Here is a 13,212-nt window from a genome sequence, read left to right on the forward strand (position 1 = left end):
TTTACAAGGCACAATTTTGGCGATTTCAAGCAATTGTTGGGCATGCTCTGGCTTGTCATTTACCCCATCAAGCATCACATACTCAAAAGTAATGAAATCACGCGGCGCAAATTTCAGGTAACGCAGACAGGCATCAAGCAACTCACGCAACGGGTACTTTTTGTTCAGCGGCACGAGATGATCGCGCAATGCGTCATTGGGGGCATGCAATGAAACAGCCAAGGCCACCGGGCAGTCTTGCGAAAGCCTGTCCATGAAGGGCACAACCCCTGAAGTTGACACAGTGACCCTGCGGCGGGAAAGACCGTAAGCTGTGTCATCCAGCATTAATTGTAAAGCCGGGACCAAGGCATCGTAGTTCAGCAGCGGCTCGCCCATGCCCATCATGACCACATTTGTAACCGGGCGCTCTTGAGCGTAAACACGGTCGCCCGCTTCGCGCAGCAACACATTGGCCTTCCACAACTGGGCCACAATTTCAGCGGTACTCAGGTTGCGGGAAAAACCTTGTTTGCCGGTAGAGCAAAAACGACAATTGACCGCGCAGCCAGCCTGCGAGCTGACGCACAGGGTTCCGCGGCGCTCTTCGGGGATGAACACCGTTTCAACAGCATCGCCGTTGCCAACATCAAAGAGCCACTTGCGCGTGCCATCTTTGGAAACATTGTCGGAAATAATGTTGGGAGCCTTGATACAGGCACGATTACTCAAATTCTGGCGAAATGACTTCGCGAGGTCGGTCATGGAATCAAAATTGTCCATGCCTGACTGATGTATCCATTTGGCCAGTTGTTTGGCCCTGAATGGTTTTTCACCCAAATTGCCACACCACTGAATCAGCTCGGGCACCGAGTAGTCCAGCAAGTTGTCGAGTTGTGCACTCATGGTGTGTCCTTTCAAAACAAACGGGGACGCATGTGCGCCCCCGGAATTCAACGCAATCGAACTAGATTAGCGTGAAAATACTTGTGACGCTGGGAAGAAATAAGCGATTTCGTTCGCAGCTGTTTCAGGGGCATCCGAGCCATGAACCGCGTTGGCGTCAATACTTTCGGCAAAGTCGGCGCGAATGGTACCGGCCGCGGCTTCCTTGGGGTTTGTAGCACCCATCAATTCACGGTTCTTGGCGATTGCGTTCTCGCCTTCCAGGGCTTGAATCATCACTGGGCCAGAAATCATGAACTCAACCAGGTCGTTGAAGAAAGGACGTGCCTTGTGCACTGCGTAAAAGCCTTCAGCTTCAGCGCGTGACAGGTGAGCCATGCGTGCGGCCACTACTTTCAGGCCAGCGGCTTCAAAGCGGCTGTAAATTTGACCAATTACATTTTTTGCAACAGCATCAGGCTTGATGATGGACAGGGTGCGCTCGATTGCCATGGTGTAACCACTCCGAAAAGATTAGAAAAGCGTGAAAATTAGCCCGCGATTATAGCTTGTTTATATAAAAAACCCAATCACGGGACTGACCCACGTCTTGAATTGAAACTTTTCGCCATTACCATTACTCTAAATCCATACAAATTCGCGTTTTACAAAGGAGCGAGTAAACATGTCTGAATTCAGAACTGCACAATTTGGCCGCACAGCTGGTGGTGTATCTACCGTAGAAACCAACCGGGTTCTGCGAAACACATACTTCTTGTTGGCCCTGTCGATGATCCCGACAGCCTTGGGCGCGTTTGCGGGCATTCAATTCGGCTTCTTCCGTTTGTTCGCCGGTAGCCCCATTCTTTCCTTCGTCGTGATGCTTGCCGCCATGTTCGGCTTCATCTGGGGCATTCAACGCAACCGAAATAATTCGTTCGGTGTTGTGCTCATGTTGGGCTTTACCTTCTTTATGGGCTTGATGCTTTCCGGCATTTTGTCGGTCGCACTTAGCCTGTCCAATGGTGGCTCCATCATCATGATGGCAGCGCTGGGCACAGCCGGTATTTTCTTTGGGCTGGCCAGCTACGCTGCGGTGACCAAGCGTGATTTCACCAACATGGGCAAGGGCCTGCTGATCGGTTTGGTCATGGTAATTGTGGCTTCCGTAGCCAACATTTTCCTGCAAATGCCAGCCCTGTCACTGACCATTTCCACCATTTGCGTGGGCTTGTTCTCGCTGTTCATTTTGTACGACCTGCAACGTGTCATGCGCGGCGGTGAAACTAACTACATTTCCGCCGCCTTGAGCATTTACCTGAGTTTGTACAATCTGTTCGTGAACTTGCTGCAACTGCTCATGGTGTTTGCTGGTGGCAGTCGCGAGTAAACAAGCGCCTAATGGGATTAAGTTACCTGAAAGTAACTGATTTCAAAGAAGTTTTTTGACACTTTGCAACATCGAAAGTTGTTGCAAAGTAAATTCCAGAAGCGCAATATAAAGTCTCAGTGGGTCGGTATCTATACTGACCGCCGAGTTGGTGAGGCAAACGCACCAACGAAAACGGGGCCGCAACGGCCCCGTTTGTTATTTGCGCAGTTGAATTATGTACGCCATGGTCAGGAATAGTCGCTATACGCCACTCTTTCAAACACGGCAATCGACTCAACATGCGACGTGTGCGGGAACATATTGACTACCCCCGCCTTCATCAACTTGTAAGAGCCCACATTGCAAAGCACTGCCGTATCTCGGGCCAGGGTCCCCGGATTACAACTGACATAAACAATCCGCTTGGGCTGAAACTCGGCACGCGCACCAACAATGGCCTTACAAATTTCCAAGGCTCCGTCACGCGGAGGATCGACCAAAACCTTGTCGTATTGCCCCCAACTTTCCCATTCCGGTGTTTCCACCTCGAACAGATTGCGTACATGAAATTCGGTTTTGTCGGCCAGGCCGTTGAATTCGGCATTTTCACCAGCCCGGTCCACCAGGTCTTGCGAACCTTCAAAACCCTTCACATAGCTGCTTTTCGTGGCCAAAGGCAAGGAGAAGTTGCCCAAACCGCAAAACAAGTCAAGCACGCGGTCTTCGGGCTTTAAATCGAGCAATGACACCGCACGGCTAATCATGGCGTCGTTGATCATGTGATTCACCTGCGTGAAATCAGTGGGCCGGAATCGCATGCGGATACCGAAACTGGGGATGCGATAAGTGAGGTCTACTGGCTTGTCAGCCTCAAGACGATGAGCAGTGGCGGGGCCACCGGGTTGCAGCCACCAGTCAACACCCCACTCTTGGCCAAAGGATCGAATCGTATCCAGGTCTGATTCACTCAGGGGCTCCAGGTGGCGTAGCACCATCGCAGTTACTCCGTCGCCCACAGCCAGTTCAATTTGAGGAACACGCATGAAAATGCTCAACGTAACCAGCATATTACCCAGAGGCACAATCATGTCGGACACATGCTTGGGCAGCACGTGACACTCCTGCATGTCTGCCACATAAGAAGACGCTTTCTCGTGAAATCCTACAAAGAATCGCTCCTTCTTGATCACAAAGCGGGTGCTTAGGCGGGCGCGGTGTCGATAACCCCAAAATGAGCCATAGATGGGGGGCATCATCTGCTCGGGAGTTTGGCGACCAATTCGCTGCAAAAGGTCTTCAAGTGCACGGTTTTTAATGGCCACCTGGGCGTTGGGCTCAATGTGTTGCATGGCGCACCCGCCACACACGCCATAATGCGGACACTTGGGCGTGGTACGAGTCGATACCGTGTTGAGCACCTGCAGAGTTCTGCCTTTCGAATAGCTTGGCTTTACTCGCGTAATTTCGGCAACTACGGTTTCACCAGTGATTGCACCATCGATGAAGTGCACTTTGCCATCCACATGGCCAATGCCATTGGCATCCAGGTCGATTGATTCAATGGCAACTTGCACCTGTGGAAACACCACAGGTGTTCGTTCTTTTTTCTTTTTGCGGCCCATGGCTACATTCAATAATAATTAACGGGCCGGGAGGTAATCCATCGGGTCAACAGGTTTACCCTGCTTGCGCACTTCAAAATGCAGCTTGGGGCGATCCGTATCAGACTGCCCTGCTTCCGCAATTTTCTGACCCTTGGTCACGGGCTCACCCTCTTTTACCAACAAGGTTTTATTGTGCGCATAGGCGGTCAACAAATTATTGTCATGTTTCAGAATGATCAAATTACCGTAACCGCGCAGCGCGTTGCCTGAATACACAACACGCCCCGCCTGAGAGGCCACGACGGGGTCACCTACCTTGGCAGCAAGGTCAATGCCCTTGTTGACGCCCGCTTTGTAGCCTTGAATAATTTCACCTGGATGCGGCCAAATAAAACCCAAAGTAACAGCAACGGGTGCTGGCGGCTTGATCTCAGGTGCAGGAGTCGCCTCCACTGGCTTTGCGCCACCAGCGGGAGTAATCGGAGTTACTTCAACACCGGTATCCTCCATGGTCGATCCCGATGCACCGCCGGCAACAGCGGCAGGTGCGCCCGCCACGCGCAGCTTTTGACCAATGCTGAGTTTACTGGGATCGCTCAAATTGTTGGACCGCGCCAGCTCACGCCAATCCAAACCAAAATCCAGGGCGATGCTGTACAACGTATCACCGGCCTTCACAGTGTAAATACCATCGGTGGCCACCGCGGTGTCAGTAGTACGGGAGGGCAAACGATCAACCACAGGAGCCTGGTTACCCGTTGTTGTACACGCGGCCAGGAAGGTCAGTGTTGCAAATCCAACTGCCAATGCACGTGTGTGACCCAGCAATCGGGTTCTAGTTAATACGCCACGTTTCATACGATGCGAGTTCCTTGTAACAGGGGTACGAATTTTACCAAGTCTTTTTTCTCTCGGTGCCATTTGTCGACCGTCAAGCGATCAACAATAACCAGATTCTGCTGATTCTGGTCAGCCACGGGCACAATCAGGCGCCCGCCAATTTTTAATTGCTTCAACAAGGCTTGGGGTATTTCCAAACCCGCAGCGGCCACAATGATGACATCAAATGGCGCTTGTGCGGGCAAACCCACCAAACCATCACCATGAATTACTTTGACTTTCTGAAAGCCTGCAAGTTTTAAGTTTCGTTGGGCCTTGTCATAAAGTGCTTCAATGCGTTCTATACTGACCACCCGCTTTGCAATGTTGGCAAACACTGCAGCCTGATAACCACAACCAGCCCCCACTTCCAGCACATTGTCCAGCTCAGCACGGCCATCCAATGCATACTCCGCAAAACGAGCCACAGTGAAAGGCCTTGAAATGGTTTGCTGATGCCCAATCGGCAATGCCGCATCTTCGTAGGCTCGCGATGCAAAGGCTTCGTCCACAAACAAATGCCTCGGCACGGCACCGATCACGTCAAGAACACGCTGATTCGCAATGCCCAGGGTTTTAAGTTTCTGAACCAAATGCCCACGTGCACGATCGGAGGTCAGGCTTGAACCACCGATGCGTTCCGGAATGCGGTCCAGTTTACGCGCAGACTGTGTGATCAGCGCAGGAGCTGGCTTGAAGCGAGGCTTTTGATCCATGTTGTTGTTTTACAGCCAGTCGGCCAGGGTCTTCATTTGCTCGGTGTGCGTTAAATCAGCCTTTAAGGGACTAATCGAAATTTTACCCTGCTTGACCGCATAAAAATCAGTACCAGGGCCAGCATCTTTCGCTCCACCGGGAGGACCAATCCAGTACACGGTTTCGTCTTTGGGATTTTGGGTTGGAATCACTGGTTCGGCATGGTGGCGCTTGCCCAAACGGGTGCATTCATAACCCTGCATCTCATCGTAAGGAATCGGGGGAATATTCACATTCAACAAACAGTGTTCCAAACCCAACTTGTTATTCAGGAAACGCTCCACAATTTCTGCCGCTACGCGAGCCGCACTATCGAGGTGTGCATAACCTTTGCCAGCCAACGAAAAGGCAATGGCAGGCAATCCGCACTGGAATCCTTCCATCGCAGCGGCCACAGTGCCAGAGTAGATGGTGTCGTCACCCATATTGGCGCCGTTGTTGATGCCAGACACCACGAGATCCGGTCGCCTTTCCAGTAATCCAGTCACCGCAACGTGCACGCAATCGGTGGGGGTTCCATTCACATAGCGAAATCCATTGGCAGCTTTTCGTACGGTCAGCGGGCGGTCCAGGGTGAGCGCGTTTGAAACCCCGGATCGGTCTTGCTCAGGCGCCATCACTTCCAGGTGAACCGTATTGCCGAAACGCTCAAGCAAAGCACCATGCAAAGCCAGAATGCCAGGGGCACTGTAACCATCGTCGTTGCTGATCAGAATGTGTGGAATGGTCAAGATCAAGCTTCCTTGCGACGAAAAACCCAAGTGTTCTCGGTCGATTCCTTGGGTGCAAATGCATAACCTGCCACCTTGAACTTTTTCAGTTGCTCTACATCGGTGATGCGTTGATCAACAATGTAGCGGGCCATTAAACCGCGTGCTTTCTTGGCGAAGAAACTGATGATTTTGTACTGACCGTTTTTGTAATCCTGAAACACCGGTTGAACCACACGTGCGTTCAAGGCTTTGGTATCCACCGATTTGAAATACTCGTCAGACGCCAGGTTCACCAATACCGGGTCTTTATTGCCAAGTTCTTTGTTCAGGGCTGGCGCCACGGTTTGCTTCCAATAGGCATACAAATCCTTGCCCGCAGGGTTGGGCAGCTTGGTGCCCATTTCAAGACGATAGGGTTGCATCAAATCAAGTGGACGCAAAATGCCATAGAGGCCCGACAGAATGCGAACATGCTTCTGCGCAAAAGCCAAACCGTCTTCGTCCAGGGTTTTGGCGTCGAAACCGTCGTAGACATCACCATTGAATGCCAGCAATGCAGGGCGTGAATTCTTTTTGGTGAACTTGGTTGACCACTCGCTGTAGCGCGTTGCGTTAAGTACACCCAATTTGTCAGAAACCGACATGAGTTCGGAAATGTCCGCCGGGCTCATCTGGCGAAGAATATTCACCAACTCCGCGGCCTGCTCAACAAACTGCGGTTGCGTACTGGTTGAAACGGACAAGGGTGTTTCGTAATCGAGCGACTTTGCGGGAGAAAGAACTACAAGCATGGACATGAATCACCTGGTTGTTACTACGCGTTTATTATCGCAGGATCTGGCAGGTGATTCGGGTACAGGGTGGTGTGAAGTCGGGAAAAAATACCCAAGGCAAGGCATGACAGCCCCTTGATCAGCGAGGTTGGCCGCGGATGCGACTTTGTCGCTCCGCTTCTGGCCGTGTCTCCCAGACTGTCTCTCCCGAAGATGAACGTATTACCTGTCATAAGTGCGAATTGGATTCAGGTAAATGTATTTGCAAGTTTTGATTTACTGTATATAATCACAGCATGTCCATTCGAGATTGGTGCCATGAAAGGTTTAACTGCTCGTCAACAAGAAATACTTGATTTAATCCGGGACCAAATTACCCAATTTGGCAGGCCACCCACTCGCGCCGAAATTGCACGGCAACTGGGATTTCGCTCAGCCAATGCAGCAGAAGATCACTTGCAGGCCTTGGCCAAAAAAAATGTCATTGCGCTAGATGCCAGCACGTCACGCGGCATTCGCTTGTTGGGTGAATACGCTGAAGGTTTGGAAGAAACTGCCAGCAAGGCCGCCGAACGTGCAATGGAGCAATTCATGCAACTGCCACTCATTGGTCGTGTCGCTGCAGGCAGCCCGATTCTTGCCCAAGAACATGTGGAAAAACAAATTCCCGTTGATCCCTCACTGTTTCCAGACAAGCCCGATTACTTGCTGAAAGTACGCGGCATGTCGATGAAAGACATCGGCATTATGGATGGCGATTTGCTGGCCGTAAAAAAAGCCAGCACCGCCAGAGCGGGCCAGGTGGTGGTTGCACGCGTGAACGACGATGTCACTGTGAAACGTTTTTTCCAGAAAGGTCATGTAGTTGAATTACAAGCCGAGAACAGCGATTTCTCCCCCATTGAAGTCGACCTGCGAACTGAAACCTTCGCAATTGAAGGTTTGGCTGTTGGTTTGATTCGCCAAGGTCAGTTGCATTAAAAACCAGTAATTGCATTAAAAAGCAATATCGGGGAGTTGTGTTGTGTCGTCTGATCTTTCCAACATTCACCCGGGGGTGTGGCGTGCCCACCAGCTAGCCAGCGACAGCAGCGCACGCATACCCAGCGGTTTTTCAGCCCTTGATCAACAACTGCCCGGGGGTGGCTGGCCCACACGCAACTTGATTGAACTGCTGTTGAAACACCATGGAATTGGCGAGCTTCGCTTTCTAATGCCGGTGCTGCGCAAACTGTCGCTGGAGAAAAAAAAATCTGGTGCTGATTGGCGCACCATTGCTTCCACTCACGCCAGTGTTTGAGCAGTTTGGAGTGGCTTTGAACCAAGTGCATTTGGTTCAAACCGACAAACCCCAGGATCGGCTTTGGGCGATCGAACAAGTGCTGCAAAGTGATTCCTTCGGTGCACTTTTCATGTGGCTGCCTGAAGAAAAAACACTGTGCAACCCAACCGTGTTACGCCGCTTGCAGTACCAGGCCACTCGTTCACAGGGTTTAAGTTTTGTATTTCGTCCCATTCGGGCACAAATGCAACCCTCGCCGGCATCACTGCGCTTGTGCCTGACAGCCCAAAGTAGCAATAGCCTGCGAGTGCACTTGATCAAACGCAGAGGACCTGTACTTGAGCAAGCAATACTGATCGATTTACCTAGACCGCAAGGTGCTTTACCCGACACCCCGCACTCACAGGAGCTTGTTCGTGCGCTGGATCGCCCTGAGTTACAAACACCCCCGCAACCCATGCGAAGTCAAATCGCAATTTGATGCTGGTTCCCTCTTTGAATTGGCATCACATTACAGCCCGCTTGTGTGCTGGCGACAAGATCAACACGATGAATATGTGGGTTGGCTGGTTGAAGTGCAAAGCAGCTTCAGGTTGTTTGGTGGCGCACAGGATTTGCTTTCGCAATTGTGGGAAAGTACCGAGGGATTTTCGGGCGAATTGCAACTGGCCAACCACCACACTGCCACTGGTGCCTGGTGGCTTGGTAAGTGCGCCCCGGCCCGCAGCCTGGATGATTTTCTGGCCATGCTGAATTTTAATGAAAACAGTCTGCTGGCTTTGCCTGTCTCTGCGCTGGATTGCAATACAAACCTGCAAAACACCTGGCGACAATGCGGTTTTGCGCGCCTTGGCGATTTATGGCGCTTGCCCCGCGACGGATTTTTAAAACGGTTTGGCGCACAAGCCTTGGCTGAACTTGATTCAGGTTTTGGCATACAAAACAAGCTGGCCCCCACTACCGTTGCACACCAAGCCGCCAATACATTTGAGAAAGAAAAAGAATTGCCTTTCCACAGCGACAGGCTGGACCTGATTGAACACCATGCACAAGCACTGCTTGAAGCAGTCTGCAACTGGTTAAAGCGGCAAAAACACGGTACGCGCGAGTTGCACTGGACTTTTATTCAAGCACATGGAGAGGAAGTTTTGCGCCTGAGAAGTGCGCAAGCCACTGACTGTGTTGAAACATGGAAGCGTCTGCTACACCATCAACTGGGGAGAATGCAATTCAACGACGACGTACGTCACCTTCGAGTGCAATGCACATACAGTGAATTGCTGCCCAATCTGAATCACAGTTTTCTACCTGATCCGGCAGAAGGCACGCGTAACTGGAACAACACCTGCGATGTTCTTCGCGCACGGCTTGGTGAGCAAACCGTGTTATTTGCCGCCACGGAAAGTGACCCCAGACCGGAGTGCAGCATAGTGTTACAGCATACCCCAACGCAAAAACCTGCAAACACCGCCTTCAAAAAAGTGGCAAACCAATCCACACCTGAATTGAATCGCGCAGCATTGCCAGTCAGCACGCCGCGCCCGTTGTGGCTGTTACCAACGCCCAAACCATTGCAAGGCAAATCCCCACAGTGGCAAACGGGTGGTCCATGGCAATTGCTCAGCGGTCCTGAACGAGTTGAGTTTGGCTGGTGGGACGCAAAACCCTGCAAACGTGATTACTACTGCGCACGCGACAGCAATTCCAGCTTGGTGTGGCTGTATCAAGACCTTCTGGAAGACAAGCCACGCTGGTTTTTGCATGGTTACTTTGCATAAGGCAATCTGAGCATGGATTCGCCCTTGCAGACCTTGCCACCTTTTGCTGAAGCCCTGGCGTTGAGCAACTTCAGTTTTTTGAAGGGAGCATCGCATGCAGAAGAGCTGGTACAGCAAGCCAAACTGTTGGGTTATCGCGCCATTGGCATCGCAGATGAATGCTCGCTGGCGGGTATTGTTCGTGCACACCAGGCTGCCAAAGAATGTGGCATTCAATTGTTGGTAGGCGCCCAGTTTGTATTTGCACACAGCAGCCTGTTCGCTGGCCAGCGTATCGCCCTGATTGTGAAAAACAAAACTGGTTACACCCACTTGTGCAGACTGATTACACAAGCCCGTAACCGTGCAGCCAAAGGCGACTACCTGTTTACTCGTGACGACCTGGCTGATATTCCACCCGGACTGCAATTGCTGCTGATTCCCGACGAGCGCAATAAAGAAAATTTTCCTGCCCTATTAAGCTGGTGTGCCAAACGCTTCACCGGCCGCATGCATCTGGTATGTAATTTACAGGGCTGTGGGTTTGACAAGGCATGGCTACTGTACTTGCAAGCACTAGCCCACCTGCACCAAATTGAACTACTGGCCAGCAACTTACCCGTGATGCATTCAAGTGAACGGAAAAACCTGCATGACGTGCTAACCGCCATTCGGCTGAACTGCAATTTGAACGAGGCCAAACCATTTCTTGAGACGAATGCACAACGTTGCCTTCAACCCCTGCAGGTACTTGCTCAAACTTACCCGCACAGTTTACTGATGCAAACAACAACGCTGGCAGCACAGTGTGTGTTTTCGCTGGATGAATTGCGTTACCAGTACCCGCGTGAGATCAGCCCTGAAGGCATTGAACCTACGCAGTACCTGCGCCAACTCGTAGAAAAAGGCGCGGCCCAACGCTACAGCGATCAAGTGCCTGCCAAAGTTCGAAAACAGATTGAACATGAACTGCTGCTGATTGAAGAACTGAAATTTGAAGCCTACTTTTTAACGGTTTACGACATTGTCCGCTTTGCGCGTTCCCGCAATATTTTGTGTCAGGGCCGCGGGTCTGCCGCCAATTCCGTGGTGTGTTATTGCCTGCACATTACCGAAGTCAACCCCGACAAAATGGCTGTGCTGTTCGAGCGGTTTATTAGCCGCGAGCGTAACGAACCACCGGACATTGATGTGGACTTTGAACACACGCGCCGCGAAGAAGTGATTCAATACATTTACAAAAAATATGGTCGAGACCGAGCTGCGTTGGCAGCCAGTGTCGTGGTGTACAGGCCCCGCTCGGCGCTGCGTGATGTGGGCAAGGCCCTGGGTTTGGACACCGGTTTGGTTGAAAGATTGGCCAAGTCGCAAGATGGTGGCTACAGCCGAAGCATGAGCGTGGACCACATGGTGCAGGCGGGCATTGATGTTCGTCAAAGCACTGTGCAGCGTTGTGTTCACTTGGCCGATGAACTGTTGGGTTTTCCACGGCACTTGTCACAACACACAGGTGGCTTTGTGATTGCACGCGACAGCCTGACTGAATTGGTACCGGTAGAAAACGCCTCAATGCCCGACCGCAGTGTCATTCAGTGGGACAAGGACGACCTGGACGCCATGGGCTTGATGAAGGTAGACGTTCTTGCACTTGGCATGCTGAGCGCGATTCGAATGACACTGGACGAGTTGAACAGGAAATCCAATGCTCCCCGTACCCTGCAAGACATACCACCGGAAGACAGCGCCACTTACGACATGATGTGCAAGGCCGATACTGTAGGTGTGTTTCAGATAGAAAGTCGTGCGCAGATGGGTATGCTTCCCCGCCTACAACCCCGAGACTACTACGACCTGGTGATTCAGGTGGCGATCGTCAGGCCAGGCCCCATTCAAGGCGGTATGGTACACCCGTTCTTGAAACGCAGACAGGGCTTGGAAGCAGTGAACTACCCATCGGAGGCTTTGAAAGAGGCGCTGGGTCGCACCAAAGGCGTTCCAATTTTTCAAGAACAAGTGATGCAAATCGCGATTCTGGCAGCCGGTTTTACACCAGGTGAAGCAGATGCATTGCGCCGCGGAATGGCTGCCTGGAAACGCAAAGGAGGCTTGCACCATTTTTACGAACGCGTGGTAAGTGGCATGCTAAAGCGCGGTTATACGCGCGAATTTGCTGAAAGCATTTTCAAACAAATGGAAGGCTTTGGTGAATACGGTTTTCCGGAGAGCCATGCCGCCAGTTTCGCGATGCTGGTGTATGCATCGGCGTGGTTGAAATGTCACCACCCCGATGCATTTTTGTGCGGTTTGCTCAATGCGCAGCCCATGGGTTTCTATGCGCCTTCGCAGCTGATTCAAGATGCACAGCGACATGGCGTGACAGTAAAGCCCGTGGATGTGCAGTGCAGTGCCTTTGAAACCAGGCTGGAAAACAACCAGGACTTGTTGCAACACGAGCCAGCGCGAGGCAACCGCACGTTGCACCCGGTTCGTTTGGGCCTAAACCGGGTGAACGGGCTGAAACACAATTCTGCTTTGCGCATTGTTCAAACCCGGGAGCAAGGGCTGTTTGAAAGCGTGGAAGATTTAACCAAACGTGCCCAGCTTGATCGCAGCGATCTGCTTGCGCTGGCCGATGCAAACGCACTGGCACAACTGGCAGGGCATCGTCGCCAAGCCGTGTGGCAAACAGCTGCAACTGAAACAGGCGGTATTCGTAACACTGCAAGACACACTGATTTACTGGCCAATACACGCACCAGGGAAACGCCACTTGAGTTGCCCAAGGCCACTGAACTGGAAGACATGCTGGCCGATTACCGCGCCACAGGAGCAAGCCTAGTTCACCACCCTATTTCATTTCTACGCGAGCAATTGACACCCTATAAGATAAGGCAAGTCAAAGAATTGCAGACTTACCCAAATGGCAGATTGGCGCGAGCCTGTGGCATTGTGACGCATCGACAACGCCCAGCCACCGCGCATGGCACCGTATTTTTGAATCTTGAAGATGAAACAGGCAATGTCAATGTGATTGTCTGGAACAGACTGGCCGAAGAGCAGCGACAAGTGCTGCGCAACGCGCAAATTATGGGCGTGTTTGGCATTTGGCAACGTGAAGGTGAAGTGTGCAACCTGGTGGCGCGCAGGCTGGTGGATTACACCCATCTGCTGTTGCAACTACAAACACCATCACGGGATTTCAAGTAGACCGG

The 13,212-nt window shown here is 51.7% G+C and carries 13 protein-coding genes; 6 read left to right on the forward strand and 7 right to left on the reverse strand.

The features are described 5' to 3' along the window. A partial coding sequence (rlmN, locus tag A0129_RS10720) for a 23S rRNA (adenine(2503)-C(2))-methyltransferase RlmN (RefSeq protein WP_291714852.1) occupies window positions 1-885 on the reverse strand: 885 nt, incomplete at its 3' end. A 66-nt stretch (window positions 886-951) separates the two neighbouring features. Then, on the reverse strand, window positions 952-1,377 hold the full coding sequence (ndk, locus tag A0129_RS10725) for a nucleoside-diphosphate kinase (protein WP_105028939.1): 426 nt from the start codon (window positions 1,375-1,377) through the stop codon (window positions 952-954). Between the two features lie 172 nt (window positions 1,378-1,549). Here ndk and A0129_RS10730 point away from each other — a divergent pair, with 172 nt between their 5' ends. After that, window positions 1,550-2,254 (forward strand): Bax inhibitor-1/YccA family protein, encoded by a 705-nt coding sequence (locus A0129_RS10730; protein ID WP_291714854.1) that lies wholly within the window; start codon window positions 1,550-1,552, stop codon window positions 2,252-2,254. Window positions 2,255-2,484: 230 nt separating this feature from the next. Here A0129_RS10730 and rlmD read toward each other — a convergent pair whose 3' ends face one another. From rlmD to yaaA, 5 genes are read right to left on the reverse strand one after another with little or no spacing between them, the layout of a single operon-like run. Next, entirely contained in the window at window positions 2,485-3,858 is a 1,374-nt protein-coding gene (gene rlmD / locus A0129_RS10735; protein ID WP_291714856.1) for a 23S rRNA (uracil(1939)-C(5))-methyltransferase RlmD, read from the reverse strand. Between the two features lie 18 nt (window positions 3,859-3,876). Then, the gene (locus A0129_RS10740) at window positions 3,877-4,698 is read right to left on the reverse strand and encodes a peptidoglycan DD-metalloendopeptidase family protein (RefSeq protein ID WP_291714858.1); all 822 of its coding nucleotides are present in this window, start codon (window positions 4,696-4,698) and stop codon (window positions 3,877-3,879) included. Next, window positions 4,695-5,435, reverse strand: coding sequence for a protein-L-isoaspartate(D-aspartate) O-methyltransferase (locus tag A0129_RS10745; protein ID WP_291714861.1), 741 nt, complete (start codon window positions 5,433-5,435; stop codon window positions 4,695-4,697). The genes A0129_RS10740 and A0129_RS10745 overlap by 4 nt, the downstream gene beginning before the upstream one ends. A 9-nt stretch (window positions 5,436-5,444) precedes the next feature. Beyond that, window positions 5,445-6,206: a 5'/3'-nucleotidase SurE gene (gene surE / locus A0129_RS10750; RefSeq protein ID WP_291714862.1), complete on the reverse strand. Its 762-nt coding sequence runs from the start codon at window positions 6,204-6,206 to the stop codon at window positions 5,445-5,447. 2 nt (window positions 6,207-6,208) lie between these two features. Next, window positions 6,209-6,979 (reverse strand): peroxide stress protein YaaA, encoded by a 771-nt coding sequence (yaaA, locus tag A0129_RS10755; RefSeq protein WP_291714864.1) that lies wholly within the window; start codon window positions 6,977-6,979, stop codon window positions 6,209-6,211. A 300-nt stretch (window positions 6,980-7,279) separates the two neighbouring features. Between yaaA and lexA the strand changes: the two genes are divergently transcribed. From lexA to A0129_RS10780, 5 genes are read left to right on the forward strand one after another with little or no spacing between them, the layout of a single operon-like run. Then, window positions 7,280-7,942 carry a transcriptional repressor LexA gene (lexA, locus tag A0129_RS10760; protein WP_291714866.1) on the forward strand — a complete coding sequence of 221 codons (663 nt, stop codon included), beginning with the start codon at window positions 7,280-7,282 and terminating at the stop codon, window positions 7,940-7,942. A gap of 43 nt (window positions 7,943-7,985) precedes the next feature. Then, a complete protein-coding gene (locus A0129_RS10765; RefSeq protein WP_291714868.1) occupies window positions 7,986-8,261 on the forward strand; it encodes a hypothetical protein in 276 nt (91 codons plus the stop codon). Window positions 8,262-8,271: 10 nt separating this feature from the next. Beyond that, the gene (locus A0129_RS10770; RefSeq protein ID WP_291714870.1) at window positions 8,272-8,724 is read left to right on the forward strand and encodes a hypothetical protein; all 453 of its coding nucleotides are present in this window, start codon (window positions 8,272-8,274) and stop codon (window positions 8,722-8,724) included. Beyond that, window positions 8,660-10,021, forward strand: coding sequence for a hypothetical protein (locus A0129_RS10775; protein ID WP_291714871.1), 1,362 nt, complete (start codon window positions 8,660-8,662; stop codon window positions 10,019-10,021). Before A0129_RS10770 ends, A0129_RS10775 begins: the two co-directional genes overlap by 65 nt. A gap of 12 nt (window positions 10,022-10,033) precedes the next feature. Next, window positions 10,034-13,207, forward strand: coding sequence for an error-prone DNA polymerase (locus A0129_RS10780; RefSeq protein WP_291714874.1), 3,174 nt, complete (start codon window positions 10,034-10,036; stop codon window positions 13,205-13,207). Window positions 13,208-13,212: the final 5 nt, after the last annotated feature.

It is taken from the genome of Limnobacter sp. CACIAM 66H1 (assembly GCF_001601825.1).
In the GTDB taxonomy this organism is placed as follows: domain Bacteria; phylum Pseudomonadota; class Gammaproteobacteria; order Burkholderiales; family Burkholderiaceae_B; genus Limnobacter.